20 protein-coding genes are annotated in these 20793 nt (G+C 65.3%); 8 read left to right on the forward strand and 12 right to left on the reverse strand.

The features are described from left to right. Positions 1 to 181 precede the first annotated feature (181 nt). Positions 182 to 1264 carry a GTP 3',8-cyclase MoaA gene (gene moaA / locus ABFX56_RS06485; protein WP_346233162.1) on the reverse strand — a complete coding sequence of 361 codons (1083 nt, stop codon included), beginning with the start codon at positions 1262 to 1264 and terminating at the stop codon, positions 182 to 184. A gap of 97 nt (positions 1265 to 1361) precedes the next feature. Next, entirely contained in the window at positions 1362 to 3095 is a 1734-nt protein-coding gene (locus ABFX56_RS06490; protein WP_346232442.1) for an FAD-binding protein, read from the reverse strand. Between the two features lie 60 nt (positions 3096 to 3155). Here ABFX56_RS06490 and ABFX56_RS06495 point away from each other — a divergent pair, with 60 nt between their 5' ends. Further along, the gene (locus ABFX56_RS06495) at positions 3156 to 3539 is read left to right on the forward strand and encodes a cupin domain-containing protein (protein ID WP_346232443.1); all 384 of its coding nucleotides are present in this window, start codon (positions 3156 to 3158) and stop codon (positions 3537 to 3539) included. Between the two features lie 170 nt (positions 3540 to 3709). Here the strand turns inward: ABFX56_RS06495 and ABFX56_RS06500 are convergent, their stop codons facing one another. The 5 genes from ABFX56_RS06500 to fdhD all read right to left on the reverse strand — a co-directional run bounded on the left by ABFX56_RS06500 (position 3710) and on the right by fdhD (position 10767). Next, complete coding sequence (locus tag ABFX56_RS06500) at positions 3710 to 5503, reverse strand: molybdopterin-dependent oxidoreductase (RefSeq protein ID WP_346232444.1); 1794 nt, start codon at positions 5501 to 5503, stop codon at positions 3710 to 3712. Positions 5504 to 5564: 61 nt separating this feature from the next. Beyond that, a complete protein-coding gene (locus ABFX56_RS06505) occupies positions 5565 to 6014 on the reverse strand; it encodes a hypothetical protein (protein ID WP_346232445.1) in 450 nt (149 codons plus the stop codon). Positions 6015 to 6088: 74 nt separating this feature from the next. Further along, positions 6089 to 7420 carry an L-lactate MFS transporter gene (locus ABFX56_RS06510; RefSeq protein ID WP_346232446.1) on the reverse strand — a complete coding sequence of 444 codons (1332 nt, stop codon included), beginning with the start codon at positions 7418 to 7420 and terminating at the stop codon, positions 6089 to 6091. Positions 7421 to 7567: 147 nt separating this feature from the next. Then, positions 7568 to 9907 (reverse strand): FdhF/YdeP family oxidoreductase, encoded by a 2340-nt coding sequence (locus ABFX56_RS06515; RefSeq protein WP_346232447.1) that lies wholly within the window; start codon positions 9905 to 9907, stop codon positions 7568 to 7570. Then, positions 9904 to 10767, reverse strand: a complete 864-nt coding sequence (gene fdhD, locus ABFX56_RS06520) for a formate dehydrogenase accessory sulfurtransferase FdhD (protein ID WP_346232448.1) — start codon at positions 10765 to 10767, stop codon at positions 9904 to 9906. The genes ABFX56_RS06515 and fdhD overlap by 4 nt, the downstream gene beginning before the upstream one ends. A 131-nt stretch (positions 10768 to 10898) precedes the next feature. Here fdhD and ABFX56_RS06525 point away from each other — a divergent pair, with 131 nt between their 5' ends. Next, positions 10899 to 12071, forward strand: a complete 1173-nt coding sequence (locus ABFX56_RS06525) for a ThiF family adenylyltransferase (RefSeq protein WP_346232449.1) — start codon at positions 10899 to 10901, stop codon at positions 12069 to 12071. A gap of 2 nt (positions 12072 to 12073) precedes the next feature. Further along, positions 12074 to 12505 (forward strand): molybdenum cofactor biosynthesis protein MoaE, encoded by a 432-nt coding sequence (locus ABFX56_RS06530; RefSeq protein ID WP_346232450.1) that lies wholly within the window; start codon positions 12074 to 12076, stop codon positions 12503 to 12505. Between the two features lie 3 nt (positions 12506 to 12508). Here the strand turns inward: ABFX56_RS06530 and ABFX56_RS06535 are convergent, their stop codons facing one another. Continuing rightward, entirely contained in the window at positions 12509 to 12754 is a 246-nt protein-coding gene (locus ABFX56_RS06535) for a MoaD/ThiS family protein (RefSeq protein ID WP_346232451.1), read from the reverse strand. A gap of 116 nt (positions 12755 to 12870) precedes the next feature. On the opposite strand from ABFX56_RS06535, the gene ABFX56_RS06540 reads away from it, so the two are divergent. Next, complete coding sequence (locus ABFX56_RS06540; protein WP_346232452.1) at positions 12871 to 13146, forward strand: hypothetical protein; 276 nt, start codon at positions 12871 to 12873, stop codon at positions 13144 to 13146. 34 nt (positions 13147 to 13180) lie between these two features. Here ABFX56_RS06540 and ABFX56_RS06545 read toward each other — a convergent pair whose 3' ends face one another. Continuing rightward, entirely contained in the window at positions 13181 to 13582 is a 402-nt protein-coding gene (locus tag ABFX56_RS06545) for a ChaB family protein (RefSeq protein WP_346232453.1), read from the reverse strand. Positions 13583 to 13706: 124 nt separating this feature from the next. Between ABFX56_RS06545 and ABFX56_RS06550 the strand changes: the two genes are divergently transcribed. Both ABFX56_RS06550 and moaC read left to right on the forward strand, forming a co-directional pair. Beyond that, entirely contained in the window at positions 13707 to 14948 is a 1242-nt protein-coding gene (locus ABFX56_RS06550; protein ID WP_346232454.1) for a molybdopterin molybdotransferase MoeA, read from the forward strand. Further along, a complete protein-coding gene (gene moaC / locus ABFX56_RS06555) occupies positions 14945 to 15430 on the forward strand; it encodes a cyclic pyranopterin monophosphate synthase MoaC (RefSeq protein ID WP_346232455.1) in 486 nt (161 codons plus the stop codon). Before ABFX56_RS06550 ends, moaC begins: the two co-directional genes overlap by 4 nt. Before the next feature lie 48 nt (positions 15431 to 15478). Here moaC and ABFX56_RS06560 read toward each other — a convergent pair whose 3' ends face one another. Then, positions 15479 to 15991 carry a MogA/MoaB family molybdenum cofactor biosynthesis protein gene (locus ABFX56_RS06560; protein WP_346232456.1) on the reverse strand — a complete coding sequence of 171 codons (513 nt, stop codon included), beginning with the start codon at positions 15989 to 15991 and terminating at the stop codon, positions 15479 to 15481. 101 nt (positions 15992 to 16092) lie between these two features. Here ABFX56_RS06560 and ABFX56_RS06565 point away from each other — a divergent pair, with 101 nt between their 5' ends. Then, positions 16093 to 16539, forward strand: coding sequence for an OsmC family peroxiredoxin (locus ABFX56_RS06565; RefSeq protein ID WP_346232457.1), 447 nt, complete (start codon positions 16093 to 16095; stop codon positions 16537 to 16539). Between the two features lies 1 nt (position 16540). After that, the gene (locus tag ABFX56_RS06570) at positions 16541 to 16834 is read left to right on the forward strand and encodes a DUF2249 domain-containing protein (RefSeq protein ID WP_346232458.1); all 294 of its coding nucleotides are present in this window, start codon (positions 16541 to 16543) and stop codon (positions 16832 to 16834) included. 40 nt (positions 16835 to 16874) lie between these two features. Here the strand turns inward: ABFX56_RS06570 and ABFX56_RS06575 are convergent, their stop codons facing one another. Beyond that, positions 16875 to 19475 carry a multicopper oxidase domain-containing protein gene (locus ABFX56_RS06575; RefSeq protein ID WP_346232459.1) on the reverse strand — a complete coding sequence of 867 codons (2601 nt, stop codon included), beginning with the start codon at positions 19473 to 19475 and terminating at the stop codon, positions 16875 to 16877. Next, the gene (locus ABFX56_RS06580; RefSeq protein WP_428834425.1) at positions 19472 to 20746 is read right to left on the reverse strand and encodes a hypothetical protein; all 1275 of its coding nucleotides are present in this window, start codon (positions 20744 to 20746) and stop codon (positions 19472 to 19474) included. The genes ABFX56_RS06575 and ABFX56_RS06580 overlap by 4 nt, the downstream gene beginning before the upstream one ends. Positions 20747 to 20793: the final 47 nt, after the last annotated feature.

Below are 20793 nucleotides of genomic sequence, written 5' to 3' on the forward strand. Positions count from 1 at the left end.
GCTACTCAACCCGCGGACCTGGTCAGTGCGAGCCGTATCGACCGCGTCAGCGGGTTGAGTGCGAGCGTATCGAAACCGCGTCAGCGGGTTGAGTAAGCGAGCGTCAGCGCGAGCCGTATCGAAACCGCGTCAGCGGGTTGAGTAGGCGAGCGTCAGCGCGAGCCGTATCGAAACCCCAAGACTACCCGCCGATGTAGTGCATCTCGATCCGCTTTGCCGAGTTCTTCGGCTTGGTTGATCTGATAACGCTCGTGTTCAGGGCGCGCTGTTCTGAGTAGTTGTCGGTGCGGGCGCGCCAGATGTGCGCCATCACCGTCGCCAGCTCCTCGTCCGTTGCGCCGGCGCGCATCAGGGCGCGTAGGTCGTGGCCGTCCGTGGCGAACAAGCAGGTGTACAGCTTGCCCTCCGAGGAGATCCGCACCCGGGTGCAGGTGGCGCAGAAGCATTGGGTGACACTCGAGATCACGCCGATCTCGCCGCCACCGTCTCGGTAACGCCACCGCGAGGACACCTCGCCGGTGTAGTTCGGGGCAACTTCCTCCAGCGGCATTTCCGCGTTGATGCGCCGGATGACCTCCGCCGACGGCACTACTTCGCCCATCTCCCAGCCGTTGGTGGAGCCGACGTCCATGAACTCGATGAACCGCAGGATGTACGGCGTCGCCTTGAAATGTCGAGCCATCGCGACGATGTCCTGGTCGTTGTGCCCCTTCTGAACGACCATGTTGATCTTGATCGGTCCGAGCCCCACCTCGTGGGCGACCTCGAGTCCGTGCAGCACCTTCTCCAGCGGGAAGTCGACTCCGTTCATCGCCATGAAGGTGTCGTTGTCCAGCGAGTCCACCGACACGGTGATGCGCTTCAGCCCGGCATCCTTCAGCGATTGGGCCTTGTGCGCGAGCGCCGACCCGTTCGTGGTCAAGGCCAGATCAAGGTCCCGACCATCCGGTGTCTTGATCTCGCTGAGCATTCCGATGAGGTCTTCAATACCCACCCGCAGCAGTGGTTCGCCGCCGGTCAGCCGGATCTTCTCCACGCCGTGAGCCACAGCAACGCGCGTAATCCGCACGATCTCCTCGAAGCTGAGCAGCATCGCCTTCGGCAAGAATTCGAAGTCGCGCCCAAAAATCTCCTTGGGCATGCAGTACACGCATCGGAAATTGCACCGGTCCGTGACAGAGATCCGCAAATCCCGAAGCGGTCGATTCCGGGTATCGGTGAGAACTCCGGTGGGGATCTCACGGTCATGAGGAATCTGAGACACCCGCCGGTAATAGCGAGGCTCCGCTGTGCGAACTTCAGTGTCTGTCACGACCTCAGCCTATGCGGAGAGGGCCGACAAGGCGAGCATGGATCTCATATCACTCGACCAGTTTCCCCACGACGCTGTCTTCGCCGGTCGGCATCAGATCCAGAATCTCCTGCGGAGTCTCGGGCACAGGCTCCTGGGTCACTCCGGTGGCCGGCGACCACAGCATGTTGACCGTGAGTTCAGGGTCTTGGTCCGGGTAATCGGCGCGATTGTGTGCACCGCGGGTTTCCCGTCGCATGAGCGCCGATTCCAGCGTGGCGCGGGCGGCGATCAGTGAACCCTTCATGTCGAGGGCGTGGGCGAGGTCACCGAATCCGGCAATGTCCGGGTGCACGGCCAGGTCGGGCATCCGGGCTTCGACGGCATCGAGCTTGATCAACCCGGCCTTCAATCCCTCTTCGTCCCGCACCACACCGGCGTGCTCACTCATCAGGTCGCGGATGGCGCGCTGCATGCTCCGCACGTTGTCGTAGCCTCGGCCTGCCAGCAGTTCGTCGATCTCATCTCGCGCCTCGGATACGGCGGCGGCGCTGCGAACCTGGGCCGGCAGCGTTCGCGAGTACGCGGCTGCGGCCGCCCCGACGATGCGGCCGTAGACCAGGAGTTCGGCCAGGGAGTTGCCGCCCAGCCGGTTGGCGCCGTGCGTGCCGGAGGATGCCTCCCCGATCGCATACAGGCCGGCGACCTCGGTGCCGTGATCGTCGGCGCGCACCAGCACTCCTCCCATCGAGTAGTGCGCGGTCGGTGCGATCTCGATCGGGTTCTTGGTGATGTCGAGCATCTGCAAATCGAGCATGTTCCGGTAGACCCGAGGCAGCCGGGTGAGCACGACGTCGCGGTCCAGGTGGGTGAGGTCGAGCAGCACGCCGCCCTTGGGCGTTCCCCGACCCTGCGTGATCTCGGTGGAGATGGCCAGCGCCACCCTGTCCCTGGTGGACAATTCCATCCGCTCCGGGTCATAGCGGGACATGAACCGCTCGCCGTCCGCGTTGAGCAGGATCCCACCCTCGCCACGTGCCGCTTCCGAAATGAGCAGGCCCTGCGCATCCGCGGGCTCGAGGATGCCCGACGGGTGAAACTGCACCAGTTCCGCGTCCCGGATGCGCGCGCCGGCCAGCACCGCGAGCCGGAACGAGTCGCCGGTGTTCTCGTCACGCCGGGACGACGTCTGCCGCCAGATCCTGGTGTGTCCGCCGGTGGCGAGGATCACCGCGTCGGCGTGGATGACCATTCGGGTACCATCGACGAGATCGAAGCCATACGCGCCGAAAATTCGCCCGTCGGCCACCAGGAGCCGGGACACGTAGACGGTGTCGATGATCGGCACGTCGACCTCGGCCGCCCGGCGCAAGAGGGTCCGCTGGATTTCCAGACCGGTGTAGTCCCCGGCGAAGCACGTCCTGCGGTAGGTATGTGCCCCGAAGAACCGCTGCGAGATCCGGCCGTCCGCTTCCCGGGCGAACGGCATACCCCAGCCTTCGAGTTCCTTGATGCCCTGTGGCGCGTTGCGCGCCACCGTCTCGACGATGCTGGGATCGGCGAGGAAGTACGCTTCCTTGATCGTGTCGGCGGCATGCTGCTGCCAGGAGTCTTCGGGGTCCATCGTGCCCAGGGCCGCGTTGATGCCGCCGGCGGCAAGGGTGGTGTGTGCGTCGTACTTGCGGCGTTTGCCGATCGCGAGGACATCCACGCCCTGCTGCTTGAGTTCGATAGCCGCACGCAGGCCCGCGCCTCCTGTGCCGATCACGAGGACCGAGGTGGAAATGACGCTTTCGTTGTTCACGGTGCTTTCTTTCTGGTCCGTGCTGGACCGTTTGGATCGATGGTCGACTATCGTGAGACGATGCAGAAGACCTCACTGACTGCCTTGATGCGCCACGAACTGGAGCACGCGCGTACCGCTCCGGCCGGCCGGAGTTCTAAGACTGTTTTCGGCGGGCACGAGAAGATCCTTCGCCAGACGGTGATCGCGTTGCGCGCCGGCGAAGGCCTGGATGAACACGTGAGTCCTGGCGAAGCCACCATCTATGTGCTTCACGGCAGGGTGTTGCTGGAAAGCGGCGGCTCATCCTGGTCGGGGTGGATCGGCGACCTGCTCATCGTGCCGACCGCGAACCTCACGCTGAAGGCGCTGGAGGATTCAGCACTGCTGTTCACGGTGGCAAAACTGGTGCAACCCGGCCAACCTGCCACGCCTGACGTCGGGGCTTCCGTCTCCACAGTCTGACCTCTCGCGTTGAGAATCCGCGACTCCGTGGCCCGAGCATGATCTGTCGAGGAGGTCGTGGAAAACAACGCTGTCCTGATTAAAAGGCTAACGAGAGGGTAGGAAAATACCAGACTAGAAACTCCCGCACCGTAGTGCTACGGTGCGGGAGTTCCGAGACGCTCACCGTGTTAAATCGACTGGCGGTACCCGAAGAACTCGTGGTCCTGGTTGTAGCCGCCATAGCCGCCGCCGACTTCAGAGAAGTGCTCGACGAACTCGATTCCCTTGATCCACTTGACCATCTTGAAGCCCAGCTGGGTTTCATTGCGCAGTCGCAGCGGGGCGCCGTGGCCGAAGGACAGCGTCTCGCCGTTCATGTCGTAGGCCAGCATGGTGAGCTGATAACTCATGTGCTCGATCGGATGCGCATCGTAGTAGATGCCCTTGTCCGGTCCGTCGCCGAGCGAGTAGAACACCACCCACTTCGCCTCGGGTTTGGGCTTCACGAGATCGAGGATGTCCTGCATCCGCACCCCGCCCCACTTCGCCACGCCGGACCAGCCCTGGATGCAGAAGTGCTGCGTGATCTGCTCGTGGTACGGCATGGCGCGCAGCTGCACGAGGTCGAGTTCGACCGGGTTCTCCACGAGACCGTTGATGCGCAGCCGGTAGTCGGCGAAGTTACCGTCGAACAGCGCCTTGTACTCCTCGGAGTCCGGGTACTGGCCGTTGTGCCACAGGTAGGGCGAGATGTCCTTCTCGGTGTACTGCCCTGGCTTGGAGTCGATGTGCTCGAACAAGCGCTGCGCCGGCCCGATCAGCGCGTAGCCGACCCGCTGCACCACCCGCGGGTAACGGATGGTGAGTGGCGTCGCCGCGACCCAGCCGACGATCATGACGACCAGGGAGGCGGCGAAGATCCAGAACCCGACCCAGGTCTCGTCGTCGCGGCTGGCGTACATGTGGTTGAGATTCCGCAGCGCGCCTGTGGTGAGCACAAGCGTCACGTGCACCACGATGAACAGCAGGAACCACACCATGACGACGAAGTGCAATGATCTGGCCACCTGGATGCTGAACACCGAACTGATCCACTTGAACTTCGTCGACAGCGCCGGCGACATGCCGAGCCCGGTGATCAGGGCGGCCGGGGCCGCGAGAAAGACGGTGATGAAGTAGGCGATGAGCTGCAGACTGTTGTAGTTCACCCAGCCGGTCTCGGCCGGCCAGTCCAACGACAGGTACTGGATGGCCACCGAGATCGAGTTCGGGATGACATCCCAGCTCATCGGCACCAGGCGCATCCACTGTCCGGTGACGAAAATGAGAACGAAGAAGACGATGCCGTTGAGCAGCCACAACGTGTCGACGCCCAGGTGCCACCAGCGGGCCAGGCCGATCGAGTGGCGCATCCCGGGCAGTCCGACCTGGTGCGGGAGACTGATCGAGTCCTTCTTCGCCGTCCACAGCGGATCATCGGGCACCGGCCGCTGCACCCGGAACCAGTCCTTGCCCGGAGTGGAGTGCCTGGTCCAGTACAGCCGGGGATGATCGGTGAGAATCTGCCAGCCACTGCGGATGATGAAAATGAGCAGGAACGCGTTGAGGAAGTGCTGCCAGCCGAGCCAGGCGGGGAAGCCGACCGGCGCGTTGTCGGGCAGTTCCGACGTTCCCGGGTACTGCGCCATGAAGTCCTGCACGGCGGGCAGTTCCCGGATGCCTTTGGCCACAGCAATTCCGATGATAAGCAGCAGCAGCCCGATCGGGATCAGCCAGAGCAGGTTGAACCACTTGCTATTGCCGATGCGCACCCGAGGTGCAATGCCGCGGTCCTGCGGGATGGTCCCGGCGAACGTGTGCGGGTCGATGACATCCTCACCCTGCCTGAGCTGGGATCGGAAGCTGTGCACGACCTCCGGTGAGATCTTGGAGGCGGCCGGACTGGGCAGGTCGGACGGGGTGGGGCGCTGTTCGGTGTCCATGGGTCCGAGCGTAGCAACGTGCGTCGTCGACCCACCAGGCGCAACGGAGTGTCGCTCGAATTTACGCTTTCAGGTTCGCGATGACCACGCCGATGGGCGTCGTGATCAGCACGATCAGGATCATCACCCGAAAGCCGTACAGCATCCACCGGTTCCCGGCGCTCGCTCCGCGCACCGACCAGATGAACAGGCCGAGCGCGACAACGATGAGCGCGGCGCCGATGTCGACCATCCACGCGGCACCGATGATGGTGCCGAGCAGCACCGCAACATGGGCCAGGTTGAAGGCCACTGCCTCGGCTGCGACTACCCGACCGGGCGGCTGATGCGACGCCAGCTGTGCCTGTCCCAGTCCAAGGACGAGTTGCGCAACGCCCGCCACCAGCACGATGTAGGCCACTGCCCAGGATGCCGTGTAACTGGGCGCCGGAGCCGCCGCTGCGGACAACACGCCACCGGCGATGACACTCACCCCGCCGAGAATCAGGAAGGGGATCGCGGGCCGCTGCACGATCTCCAGTGTAGGTGCGGCAGAACGCGAATGTGGCGCCGGTCCCCCGACGCCACACTCCAGTTCCGTTGCTGTTACACGACCGACGCTTCGTCCGCATCCGCGATGACCGGAGCCTTGACCGCGTCCACCTTCGGCTTCGGCATCCTGGTGATGATCGGGAGGATGATCGCCGCGAGGGCGATGACGCCGATCACCGTGTAGCCGGACACGTAGTTCTTGTCTCCGCCGATCAGCGCCGCGATGATGGGCGGCCCGATGATCCCGCCGAGGCTCCACCCGATGATCATCAGCCCGTAGATGGCACCGGCGTGCTTGACCCCGAAGAAGTCGCCCGCCGTTGCCGGCATCGTGCCGAATCCGCCGCCGTAGCAGAGGTAGATGATCGCCGCGAGGATGAAGAACAGCGCGGCGTTACTGGCGTGAGGGATGATCAGCAGGCAGACGCCCTGCAGGCCGAGCATCAACCCGAACGCCGTCATCCGACCGGTGAAGCCGGATACCCACGCCCAGAAGATCCGGCCGCCGCCGTTGAACAGCGACAGGATGCCGACGAGCGCCGCTGCACCCGCCACGCTGTATCCCGCGATGTCGATGGCGCTGGAGTTGGCCTGCGCAATCAGCGCGATACCCACTGTCACGTTGAGTGTCAGGATGGCCGCAAGCAAGTACCACTGCACGGTGTGCAGCGCCTCGCCCTCGGTGAATTGCTTCGCGCTGTCCCGGGTCCGACCGGTTGTCGCTGGCACCCAGCCGGGAACGGTGTAACCGGCCGGCGGGTTCCGGAAGAACGACGCCCCGACGAGCGAGAGCACGAGGTATCCGATTCCCAGGGGAAGGAACGCCCAGTTCGGTTCCGTCGGACGCATGGCGATGAGCCACTGTGCCACCGGGGCCGTCAACACGGCGCCGAAGCCGAACCCTGCGACGGCGAGGCCGGTGATGAGGCCGCGCTTGTCGGGGAACCACTTCTGCAGCATGGCGATCGGCACAATGTAGGCGAAGCCGAGTCCAAACCCGCTGATCACTCCGTAACCGAGCACGAGCAGCCACAGTTGTGAGTGGTCGTGCGACAGTGCGAACGAGGCGAGGATGCATCCGACGGCGTAAATGATGCCGCCGGCCAGGGCCACCGGACGTGGTCCTACCTTGTCCTGGATGCGGCCACCGACATAACTGCCGATGAAGATCATCCCGATGGTAACGGTGAACGGAAGGGAAGCTTCCGGGTTGGTCAACGCCATGGCGTCTGGTTTCTTCAGTGCCGAGCTGAACACACTCCACGCATAGACGGCGCCGATGGAGAATTGCAGCAACAGTGCGGCAATGACGATCCACCATCGACCGTGTGTTGGGTTCTGCCTGTTCCCGAGCGCGGACGTCGACCCGGTAGCGGATTGGGACATCGTTGTACCTTTCTGTTCGCGCCCGAGTCACTCCCTGATGGGACGGGCGACGCTTTTGGGGTCGCTGAACGACCCGAGGGTGTTCCGAAACAAAGCTGGCGGTCGCGAGCGACCGGGCACCGCCCGGCCGCCGCGAGGGGTCATCATTCAGACGCCTGCCAGGGCGCCTTCCGTCGTGCCGACGTGCCGTTCATGTATTGTCCTGGACGGTTCCAGCCGCACCACGACCGACTTCGAGGCGGGCGTGTTGCTGCCCTGCGCCGTGAAGTCCAGGGGCACCAGCGGGTTCGCCTCCGGGAAGTACGCAGCCGCGCATCCGCGACTGGTGGGGAACGCGACCGCCTTGAACTGGTGCACGACGCGATCGACGTTGTCGGTGAACTCGCTGTGCACATCGACCAGTTCGCCGTTGTCGATGCCGAGCGCGGCGAGATCATCAGGATGCACGAAGATCACCTTGCGGCCCTTCTTGATGCCGCGGTAACGGTCGTTCAAGCTGTAGATCGTCGTGTTGAACTGGTCGTGCGAACGCATCGTCTGCAGCAGCAGCCGTCCTGGCGGGCACTGGATGTACTCGAGTTCGTTCACCGTGATCTTCGCCTTGCCCGTGTCCGTCGTGAAGGTGCGGGAGTCGCGGGGGCCGTGAGGCAGGATGAATCCGCCGTCCTGGCGGATCAGCTGGTTGTAGTTCGCGCAGCCCTTGACCACGTGGCCGATGTGCTCCCGGATCAGATCGTAGTTGCCCTCGAATCCGGCCCAGTCCACGTTCACCTTGTTCCCGAGCACCGCACGCGCCAGCCGGGTCACGATCGAGACCTCGGACAGCAGTTTCGGTGAGATCGGGTCGACGCGGCCGTGCGTCGGGTGCACTGCGCACACCGAGTCCTCGACGGAGAGGAACTGTTCCCCGCCCTTCTGCATGTCGATCTCACTGCGACCCATCGTGGGCAGGATCAGTGCCTCCTCGCCGATGACGGCGTGGTTGCGGTTCAGTTTGGTCGAAATCTGAACCGTCATCTCGGTCTTCTGGAACGCGGCTTCGGCGGCCGCGGTGTCGGAGATGGCTGCCACCATGTTTCCGCCGAGAGCTATCCAAACCTTGATCTTGCCGTCCCGCATTCCGCGGATGGCCTGCACGGAGTCGACGCCCTCTTCACGGGGCGGGTTGAATCCGAATTCCTTCTCGAGCGCGTCGAGGAAGGCGGGTGGCATCTTCTCCCAGATGCCCATCGTCCGGTCGCCCTGAACGTTGCTGTGTCCCCGGATCGGAGACGCGCCAGCACCGGGCTTGCCGATGTTGCCGCGCAGCAGCAACAGGTTGATGATCTCCTTGATGCTGGGGACCGCCTCCTTGTGCTGCGTCAGTCCCATCGCCCACGTGATAATCACCCGGTCTGCCTTGAGGTAACGCGCCGCCAACTCGTCGATTTGCTCCGTCGTGAGGCCGGTGGCCTCCCGCACCGCAGCCTCGTCGAGGTGCAGCAGGTGCTCCCGGAATTCCTCCAGGCCTTGGCAGTGCTCGGCGAGGAACTGGTGGTCAAGCACCTTTCCCGGGTTCTTCGCCTCAGCCTCGAAGACACGCTTCGAGATTGCCTTCATCAGCCACCCGTCACCGCCGAGGCGGATCTGGAGGTACTGGTCGGCGAGACCGGTGCCGTGGCCGAGGACGCCCTTGACCTTCTGCGGGTTCTTGTAGCGCATCAGTCCGGCCTCTTGCAGCGGATTGACCGCAACGATCTCGGCCCCGTTTTCTTTCGCCTCCTCAAGAGCAGTGAGCTGACGCGGGTGGTTGGTGCCGGGGTTCTGGCCCATGATGATGATGAGGTCGGCCTTGCGGAAGTCGCCGTACGACACCGTATTCTTGCCGATGCCGATGGTCTGGCCCATCGCCAGGCCGGTGGACTCGTGGCACATGTTCGAGCAGTCCGGCAGGTTGTTGGTGCCGAAGGCGCGCACGAACAGTTGGTAGGCGAAGGCCGTCTCATTGGCGGTCCGTCCGCTGGTGTAGAACGCCGCCTGGTTGGGCGAGTCGAGGCCCTTCAGCTTGTCGGCGATGATCTGGATCGCCTTGTCCCAACTGACCGGCTCGTAGTGGTCTTTGCCCGCCGGCTTGTAGACCGGCTCCACGAGCCTGCCCTGCATGCCGAGCCAGTAGTCCGATTTGGTCAACAGGTCGCTCACCGAGTGTTCTCTCCAGAAACTCGTCGGCACGGTCAGTGGAGTCGCCTCCCAAGTGACCGCCTTCGCGCCGTTCTCGCAGAACTCCGCAGTCTTACGGTGTTCCGGATCCGGCCAAGCGCAACTCATACAGTCGAAGCCGTCCTTCTGGTTCATGGAGCTGAGGAGCTTCAGGCTGCGACTGACCCCCATCTCCTTGAAGGCGGGTCCCATCGAATGCGTGACCCCGGGCACTCCGGCGGCCCATGTCTTCGGCTCGCTGACCTCGATGTCCTCGATGACGTCATCAACAGGCGGTTTGCTTGTCATGCTGCACTACCTTCTTTAACTTTTACTCGGTTGCCGACAACGCGTTCGGCGCCGGCATAGATCACCATCGACTTTCCGCGCAAGAAACCAACCAGCGTCATCCCGGCATCCGTGGCCAATTCAGCGGCAAGCGACGACGGCGCCGACACAGACGCCAGGAGCGGAATCCCGGCCATCGACGCCTTCTGGGTAAGTTCAAAACTGGATCGGCCTGACACCATGAGCACGGTGCCGCTCAGCGGCAACCGGTTCTCCTTGAGCGCCCAGCCAACGACCTTGTCCACGGCGTTGTGCCGACCGACATCTTCGCGAAGGACGAGCAGTTCACCGGTGGTGCCGTCGAACAACGCCGCGGCGTGAAGTCCCCCGGTCTTGTCGAACACCGCTTGCTGCTCCCGCAGTTTGTCGGGGAAGCTGGCCAACAACTCCGCGTCGATCACCAGCGGGTCGTCCTTCACGCTGTAGGCGGATTTCGTGCGCACCGCCTCGATGCTTGCCTTGCCGCACATCCCGCATGAACTGGTCGTGTAGAACGCCCGCTCCAGGCTCGGATCCGGCGCGGGTACCCACGGCGCGAGGGTGACATCGAGCACGTTGTACGTGTTCAAACCCTCCGCGGTCGCGCCTGCGCAGTGCCGTGCGGCGCCGAACTCGTCGCCGCGGGAAATGATTCCCTCCGACACGAGAAAGCCCGCCGCCAGGTCCACGTCGTTTCCAGGCGTTCGCATCGTGATGGCCAGCGACTGGCCACCCACTCGAATTTCCAAAGGTTCTTCGACGGCGAGAAAGTCCTCAACCATGGTGGAGGTGTCGCCCACCGTAAGGCGGGTGACTCGTCGTCGAGCCGTAATTCTGCCCACACGGCATGCCTACCACGTAACTTCCAGCTTCACAAGAGAATCGCTCGCAATGAGGATGCTGTTCGTGCCGCTATCCGAATCCGACCGGAGTGGATTAGCCTGACAGTCACGAAGACTTCAGGGAGATGATCGTGGCGCTGCTCACTGACACGCAGCGGGTGCCGGCGCTTGTCGAACCTGGCCCGCCGCTGCCACCGGACCGCCTCGCGCGATTCAGCAGGCAACTGCTCATGCCGGGGTTCGGCGACCTCGCGCAGCGGCGACTAGCCGCCGCCCGCGTACTGGTCGTCGGCGCAGGCGGCCTCGGCAGCGCGAGCATTCCTTACCTTGCTGCGGCGGGCGTTGGAACCATCGGCGTGATCGACTCGGATGTCGTCGAGCTGTCGAACCTGCACCGTCAGGTCTCGCATTCCCTTCGTGATGTCGGCAGGAACAAGGTCGACTCGATCGCCGATACCGTGGCCGCGATCGACCCGGAGGTCGAGGTCATCCGGCATCGGCTGAGGGTGGATTCCAGCACCATCCTCGACATCCTGGCCGACTACGACCTCGTGCTGGATGGCAGCGATAACTTCCCGACCCGGTACCTCACCAACGACGCGGCCGCCCTGCAGCACAAGCCCCTGGTCTGGGGCGCGATTCTGCAATACAGCGGGCAAGCGAGCGTCGCTTGGGTGGATTACGGCCCGACCTACCGCGACCTGTTCCCGGTGCCTCCGGCGCCTGGGGAGGTGTTGTCATGTTCGATCGGCGGGGTGCTGCCAAGTGTGTGCGCGGTCATCGGCGCGATCATGTCAGCCGAGGCGATCAAGTTGATCACCGGAATCGGCGCTCCGCTGCTCGGCCGGGTGACCACCTACGACGCCCTGAGCGGACGGCACCGTGACATCGAGTACGGCAGCATCCCGGAGGCGGAACCCGTCACCGAACTCACCGACTACGAACTGTTCTGTGGCGTCAGCTCGCGGCCGTCCGCCGGTTCGGCACCGGAGGCTATCGACGTGGCCGAACTCTCGCGGCGGCTGGCGACGGGCTCGCCGATGCAGCTGGTGGATGTGCGGGAGCCGTTCGAAGCGCAGATCGCACGGATCGACGGCTCCGAGCTGATCCCGCTGGGCTCGCTGGAGCAGTCCCTGGAACGCATCCGCACCGATGTTCCCGTGGTGGTGTACTGCCACCACGGCGTCAGGTCCGACCGCGCGGCGGCGATGCTCCGTCAGCACGGGATTGCGAACGTGCTCAACCTGGAGGGCGGCATCGACGCATTCGCCGCCCGCGAAGACCCGACGATGGCGAGGTATTGAGGATGGCAGCTGTTTCCGGCATGGACGAGGCCGTCGCCATGATCACCTCGGAGCCCATCGACGAAGCGCTGATCCGCCACGCGGTCGAGGCGCCGGAGAGCGGTGCCGTGGTGTTGTTCTGCGGCGTGGTGCGCAACCACGATGACGGCCGGGCGATCCTCTCGCTCGACTACCAATCGCATCCGGATGCCGAGTTTCTGCTCAGGCAGTGCTGCGAGGAGACCGCAGCGAAGTCGGGGCTGCGGGTGGCGGCTGCCCATCGGGTCGGTTCGCTTCAGATCGGGGACATCGCCCTCTACGCCGCCGTCGCCGCGTCGCATCGCAGGGAGGCATTCGACACCTGTCAAGAATTGGTGGAACGGATCAAGGCCACCATCCCGATCTGGAAGCGCCAGTACTTCGTCGGCGGCGTGACCGAATGGGTGGGGCTGTAGTCACTACCCTCCGGCGAACGGTGGAAGCACGTCCACGCGCCCGGTCAACGGGAACGAGCTGTCCCGCCGGACCACCTTGTCGATGAGGAACGAGCCGGTACGCATCACCCTGCCCATGGGCTCGCCGTATCTCGCCTCGAGGAGCGAGCGCAACGAACCGAGTGTGGCGCCGTCCTCCAGCGACAGCTCTTCCTCATCCCGGCCTGCGGCTTCGGCGGCCGCAGCGAAATATCTCACGGTGACATCCATTACGCCCCAATGTACGACATTTGCAGCCCTGAAGGGCACCCGTAGCCGGGCTTGCCTCCGAGTCGATCCCGGCCTACCGTCGGCACCGACCTGAATGATCGGGAGGGCAGAGCACCATGGCATCCACAAGTCACACCACCACCGACCACGACGAGATCCGCCGGTGGGTGGAGCAGCACGACGGCAAGCCGGCAAGCGTCGCGGGCACCGAGGGAGGCGACACCGCCGGAGTGCTCCGCATCGACTTCCCCGGTGGTGCCAGCGACAAACTGGAGCACATCGACTGGGATGACTGGTTCGCGAAGTTCGACGCGAGCGAGCTGGCCTTTCTCTACCAGGAGCGCAAGGCCGACGGCAGCGACAGCACCTTTTTCAAGCTGGTGCAGCGCTAACCTTCGACGGCGCTGAGGTTCTACGGCGCCGGCGCTAGCTGCTCTTTCGGGTGAGTTTTCTGTTCTCGCGCCCGATCGCATCCACGAGGTCGTCCTTGGACATGGCGGAGCGCCCCGGGATCTCCAAACGTTTCGCGATGTCGTAGAGGTGCGACTTTGAGGCGTTCGCGTCCACTCCGCCCGCGGTTTTCACATCCTTGCCTCGACTCTTGGTGGTGCGCGCCGCTTGCGCGTCCGATGGCCCGCGCTTCTTCTTCGCCTCCCAGTGATCGCCGACTTTTTCGAATTCGTTCTTCAGCGCCGCGAACGCGGTGCGGTGCGAACGCTCGCCCTCGCCGTATTCCTTGACGGCCGAATCGTGCACCTTCGACCAGAGCGCTTGGGCGTGTTTCGGCGATCTGCGGATGGTGTCCGGCATTTCCTCTGACGCGGGCATGGTGTCATCTCCCGATGTACTGACGGATATTTGCGGCCAAGATACGCTCGGCGCTTGCCCGCGACAACGCCGGCCGGGACCATGGCAGACCGGTGCGCCCGCGGCGGGCGATTAGAGTGGCAGCATGGCAGAGCAGGCCTCCAGCGTCTCCGTGGAAGAACACGTCGAGCGCATCCTCTCCGGGCTGACCGCGATGCCGGCGATCAGCGTCCGGCTGGAGGACGCCGCCGGGCTGGTGCTGGCCGAGGCGGTCAGTGCGGCGGCGGATGTGCCCGGTTTCGACAACTCCAGCATGGACGGCTACGCCGTGCGCCGGGACGACCTGCTGGGGGCCAGCGCCGGCGCCCCTGTCGTACTCCCGGTGATCGCGGACATTGCCGCGGGCTCCAAGCAGAGCATCGTCGTGACGCCCGGAACAGTGACCCGCATCATGACCGGCGCTCCAGTGCCCGACGGCGCGGACGCCGTCGTGCCGATCGAGGCGACCGACCAGGGCACCGTGCGGGTGGCTATCACCGAGGCACCCGCCCCGGCCGCCTTCATCCGGCGCGCCGGCAGCGACGTGCGCGCCGGAGCTCCGGTGCTGGCTGCCGGGACAATGCTCACCGCCCGGCACATCGCCGCGGCGGCCGCGTCCGGATGCGGCGAGGTGGTGGTGTACCGTGCGCCGCGCATCGGAATCATCTCCACCGGCAGCGAGTTGGTGCCGGCGGGCGCACCACTGCGGCGCGGGCAGATCCACGATTCGAACTCGCACCTGCTTGCCGTGGCGGTCGCCGAAGCCGGGGCTGTCCCGGTGCGAATCGATTCGGTTCCCGACGACGACGATGCGCTCCGGATCACCCTCACCAGCCACGCGGCCGAGGTGGACGGCTTCGTGCTCTCCGGAGGCGCCAGCGTCGGCGCCTACGATGTGTCCAAAGCCGTTCTCGCTCCGCTGCCGACGATGCTGTTCTCGCGGGTGCGGATGCAGCCGGGCAAGCCGCAGGGATTCGGACGCTGGACCGATGGCACGCCGGTGTTCGCCTTGCCAGGCAACCCGGTCAGCTCCTTCGTGTCATTCGAGTTGTTCGTGCGCCCGGCGCTGCAGAAGATGCTGGGCCGCCGCATCCTGCACCGCCCCACCCGGGAGGCGGTCGTCTCAGCCGGATGGCGCAGCCCGGCGGACCGCCGCCAATACATGCCCGTCGCGTTCGAACCCGGCGATGTGGGCGGCGAACTACGGGTGCGTCCGGCGACACCGGGCGGCTCGGGCTCACACCTGGTGACCAGCCTCGCCAGCGCCGAGGCGCTGGCCGTCATCGACCAGGACACCACCGACGTGCGCGAGGGAGACCGTGTGACTGTCATGCTGTTGGAATCATGAGCGACCAGCCTTTCACCCACCTGGATTCCTCAGGCCAGGCGCGGATGGTCGACGTGACGGCGAAGACTCCGACGGTGCGTGAGGCGACGGCGGCCGGGTTCGTCAGTTGCGGAGCGGCCGTCATCGCGGCACTGCGGTCCGGCACAGCACCCAAGGGTGATGTGCTCGCGGTCGCAAGGATCGCGGGAATTCAGGGCGCCAAGCGCACCGCGGAGCTGCTGCCGCTGGCCCACGTGATCGGCGTGCACGGCGTCACCGTGGACATCGAGGTCGAGGATGCCGGGGCGCGCATCCAGGCCACGGTGCGCACCGCGGATCGCACCGGAGTCGAGATGGAAGCGATTACCGCGGTGTCGGTGGCGGCCCTCGCGTTCGTCGACATGGTCAAGGGTATGGATCGCACCGTGGTGATCCGCGACATCCGGCTGCTCGCGAAGTCCGGTGGTCGCTCCGGCGATTGGAAGCGCCCAGAGCCGGCGTAGCTCCACCTCACGGTTCCCTAGGCGAACCGTCCACTCGACCGTTGAGGGTTAGTGGTCGCCGCCGTCCAGTTGATCCAAGATGTGCGGCACCAACGGCAGCACCACCTCGAGCCCCTGTTCCACGGCGCGCGGCGAACCCGGCAGGTTGATGATCAACGTCTTCGGCGGATGCCCGGCGATGCCGGCGAGTCCCCTGGTCAGCACCGCGTGCCTGCTGTGCTTCGCCCCCTCACTGCGCAACAGTTCGGCGATACCCGGCAGTTCCCGAACGAGCAGTGGGCGGGTGCCTTCTGGAGTCAGATCGGTCGGGGACACACCGGTTCCTCCGGAGGTGAGGACGAACCGCACGCCGGACTCGACGGCATCCTGCACCGCATCGTGAACGCTCGCGATGCCGTCAGGCACAACCCGAGCGGCACCAACGTCGTACCCCGCGTCCCTCAGCAGCTCGACGGCGCGCAATCCCGAGGTATCCGCCCTCTCCCCGCGAGAACTGCGGTTCGACACCGTGATGACGACGGCGGGCACCCGCGATCCCGAACGTGCATTTTCTTCAGCCATACCAATACCGTAGGCCAAGCAATAGGGTTGAAGATGGCGCGCCGGGAAATGGTCTTAGGCGCACACCGCAAGAATCCGGTAAATCAAAAGAGGAGTTCATTGTGAGCATCGCCGTACGGCACGCCGAAACCACCTGGGAGGGCTCGCTCGCCGAAGGTCGCGGAACGATCAACGGCACCACGAGCGGAGCGCTAGATGGACAGCCTGTTACCTGGGCGGCACGTACGGAGCAGCCGGGTGGATTGACCAGCCCGGAAGAACTGGCCGCCGCCGCGCACTCCTCCTGCTTCTCCATGGCGCTGTCCGCCGTCCTCGGCCAGCACGACCTTGTGCCGACCCGCCTGGTGGTCGACGCTGCAGTCACTTTCGACTCCGTCGATGGCAAGCCGACCGTGGTGTCTTCCGAGGTCACCGTGCGCGGGACCGTGCCGGGAGTCGATGCGCAGGCATTCAAGGACATCGTCGACGAGGCATTTGCCTTCTGCCCGATCTCGCGACTGTTCGCCGGTGCGAAGCTCAGCGTCGAAGCCACTTTGGAGGCGAACTGACATGGAAACCCAACCAGCCACGCACGCCGACGGCACCGCCTGCACCTGCGGTGAGGAGAACAGCAAGCGGGTCGTTCTCGACACCCGGCTCATCCCGCACGCCATCCGCCACGCGACGATCTTCGGCGCGCTCGACTCCATCGGGCTCGGCGCATCAATCGACCTGATCGCAAGCCACAACCCGTTGCCGTTGCTCGCCCAGTTGAACCAGCGGAATCCGGATGTGTTCAAGATCGACTATCTGCTTGAGGGCCCGGAGGACTGGGCACTGCGCATCACGCGCGTCGCCAAGTAACACCCGCCGCAGCATATTCGGAGCGCTCCGCGCTTGAGTACTACTGCCTCACCTGGAACAGGCCGCTGGCACCTTTTTCTGCGTCGGACATGACGTGACTGAGCACTGAGTAGTTCCCCGCCTCCGGGAACGTCAGCTCCACAAATCCTCCCTGAGCGGGCGACAGATCCAGCGCCTGGGATCCCCCGGAGCCGGTGCTGCCCCCGTCCTTGAGCAGGTAGTCGCCTTCCTTGTAGACGGTGTCGAACTGCGCGCCGACGATGTGGAACGCGCTGCCGATGTTGGGCCCGGCATCCAGCACCCATACCCGCACTTTTTCGCCCACCGTCGCGGCAATCGGGCGGTCGCGGTACTGGTTGGCATAGCCGTTGAACACGACAAGATCGGGCTTCTGGGCCGCCACCTTGACCGCGTCACCCGCGCCACCCTGCGGACCGAGGTAGTACTCAGACTGCACTACGAGGTACTCCTGGTCCACTGGCGTCAGGCCGATCGGATCGATCACGACCGCGCCGAACATGCCGTTGGCGATGTGCAACGACATCGGCATGGTCGAGCAGTGGTAAAGCCAGATTCCGGAGCGCGTCGCCGTGAATCTGTACTCCAGCCTCTGCCCCGGTGGGATGGTGCGCATCGGCTTGTCCGGCGCCAGCGCGCCGGCGTGGAAGTCGATCGAATGACCGATGGTGCCGTCGTTCACCAGGGTGATGTCGAAGACGTCGCCGACCTTGCCGCGCAGCGTCGGGCCGGGGGCGGTGCCGTTGTAGGTCCACAGCTCCTGGGTGACGCCCGGCGCCACCTCGGTCTTCACGTTCTTGACCGTCAGGGTCAGCGTGTGCACAGTCTGCGCGGATGCCGCAGGCAGCACGGGATCGCGCGCGACGAATCCGGCGCCGGGGCGGGCCATCAAGTCGAGATCCCCGGCGGCCGATGGGCCGCTGGCCGCGGCGTGATCCGAATGGTCGCCGGACGCTGCCGCTCCCCCAGCGGCGACAACTTTCATTACCATTCCAAGTTGGCGATGGCCCGCCACCGAGCACCAGCCCTCCAGGTCGGCACCGATCACCCCGACATCGACCGTGACGCTGCGGCCGGGCGCGACGGAACCCGAGGTGACGCCGTTGGAGAGCACCAGGTCGTGGAGCATGTCATCGGCGTTGGTGAGGTGGATGACCAGCTTGTCGCCGACTGGCACCTCGACGGTGCTCGGAGTGAATCGGTAGTTCGCCATCGACATTTCGACCGTCGTCGTGTGACCGGTGGCCACGGTCTCACCACCGGCCGAGGTGACCGCGATCCCGATGGACCCGGGATCCAGTGCCACTCCGATCGACATCGCCAGGACGAGCGCACCGGCAGCCACCGTGACCATGCCACTGCGGCGCGGAATCGGCGGCGGCACCGCGCGGGGGCCGCCAACGGAGGCCGCTCCGGCGTTGGGCCGCAGCCGAACGCGACGGGCCACCGCCACGGCTCGCACCGCAAACACCAGAAACGAGACAAGGGTGCCGAAGACCAGCACCGCGAGTGCGGCTTTGACCAGGCTCGGCACCGGCAGCACATACAGCAGCCCGCCGAAGTTCGTCACGACGATACGGAAAATGCCCGCACGGTCCAGTTCCCGAGCCGAAGCCCTGGCCGCCTCCGGACCGCCGCCGAGCGCGACAGGCAGCAGGTAGCTGAGCGCGCCCAGGAGGATTTGCGCCGCGAATCCCACTGCGAACAGCGGCACGAGCGCAGCGACTCGGTCGCCGATCTGCGTCCAGGTGGGTGCCGTCACGACGAACACACCGAAGCCGAGAACGGCGATCGCAAACCAGATGAGGGCGGCACCGATGCTCCAGCTGGCGAAGCTGGCCGGGCGGGACTGTTTGCCGTGCTGGTACACCTCGATCAGGACCTGCCCGAACCCGACCAGGTAGATCAGGACGCCGAAGGCGACGGCGATCCGCAAGTCGAGCAGACACGCCAGACCGATGAGCACTACGCCGGCACCGAGAAGCGGCAGCGCGCCTTTCGCCGCGGTATCCGAGGAGGCCCGGGCCTTCGTGCGCAGCACCGTGGGCCACAGCAGCACGACGGTACCGATGACGGTCAGGCCCACCCACCCCAGCACGTTCATGCCGATGTGCGCAACGAAGAGGCGGTCGTGCACTTGGCCGACGACATCCGGGCGGGCCATGATCACACCGAGGGTGATACCGACGACGAGCGCGGCCGCCGCGGCAACGTAGTAGCGCACCAGCGGGCCGAACCGCGCCGGCAGGGAGCCGCGCAGCTGCTGAACGAGGCTGACGGCGTGCACGATCGCGGCAACCGCGATCAGCGCCGCGCCGGCCACCACAACCGGCCAGAAACCCGTGACCACGCCCGTCACCACCCCGAGAGCACCGAACGTGTGGAGGCCGACCCGCACGCCCAACGAGACTCGGCCGCCCGACGAGCGATGACGCAGCAGGGTGTCCGCGAAGTGTTGACTCCACACGAAGATCGCCGTGCTGAGCGCCCCGAGCAACAGCAAGTGCACCATCAGCCAGTTGCCCGCCGGAAGCAGACGGAAGCAGACGGCGGCGATCCCGGCGGCTGCCAGCCAGAGGCCGACGAGCGCATTCAGGATGACGTACCAGGTGCGGCGGCTCACTGTCGGAGGGCCTTGCCTGGCCCGTCGGACGAGGCTGCGGCCGCCCGTGCGGCGCGCACCGTTGCCGTGGCGCCGTCAGGCACTGCCGATGCCGGTGGCATCCGCTTCACCGTCGGCGTGCGCTTCCCGGCGGGTGTGCGCCGTGGAACGCCGATGATGACCGACACCACGGCAATCACGACGAACAACAACAGTGCGACGATGTTGATCACGCCGCCCAGCTGCACCATGCCTACGTCACCGCGAGCGTCACCCCACAGGGTGCGTAGCAGCAATGAGGCGTGCAGGAGCACGACCGGCAGGTACATGATCGGACGATACGGCAACGGCCGGCGCAACACCGCGGGCAGAATCGTCGGCGCGTGGGCCATGATCATCGAGATGACGAAGCCCAAGAAAATGGCGTGCAGCACGGCGTCGTACGGCGGCCCCGAGTACACCGGTCCTCCGGTGAGCCAGACACCGCCGGCGACCACAAGCCAGACATAGCCGACCAGAAGGCAGATCGCCATGTAGCGAGGCAGCCCTGTGGAACGGATCAGTTTGGTGGCCACGTCATAGCGGAAGAGCCACACCACCAACCCGAGCATCGAGGCGCCCAGCAGGGGGAAGCCGATCACCGGCCACAGCAGCGCGGCGATCGCGCTTCCGGTCAGGCAGAGCGAGGGGATGAGCAGCCACAGTTCGGCGCGGGCATCCACGGTCGGCGAAATGCGGGCGAGCTCGAGTCGTTCGCCGCTGATGGTGAGAATGAGGAACAGCCCCATCGCCGGCACGATCTGCGGGATCGACGCGCCGCCGAGCCAGAGCACCGTCGCCATGATCGCGGTGACGGCGCCGAGTGCTTGAACGGCGGTGGATGCGGAAGTCTGCTTACGCCAAATCTCGGCATAGATGGCGGCCAAGAAGAAGGAGCCGATCACGAACGCGATCTGCCCGACCGCCAAGGGGAGCGGGGACATGATGGCGAGCCCGCCAAGACCGAACAGGCCTGGGGAGAAAAACGCCCACCACCGCCTGGTGGCAACCGCACGCTCCAAGACGACAACGGTGCCGACAAACCCGAACACCATGAGCGGGCCGTGCACCTCTGCCAAGCGCACGGTCACCACGGGGGCACCCAGTCCCAGCAGCAGCAGCGCGGCATCCACCCCGGCCAGTAGTGCGATGCCACCGGTGAGGAGAAAGGTCAGCCGCACTGGGGTGCGGTCGAGGACCTTCGCTTTCGCCCTTTGCGAGGCACCCTGACGTCCTGTGGATCGAGGCTGCATACTCACACATTGATCGTAGCTGGGCACCACTGGCGCTGCCCAGAGTC

Source organism: Parafrigoribacterium mesophilum (genome assembly GCF_039652555.1).
GTDB classification, from domain to species: domain Bacteria; phylum Actinomycetota; class Actinomycetes; order Actinomycetales; family Microbacteriaceae; genus Parafrigoribacterium; species Parafrigoribacterium mesophilum.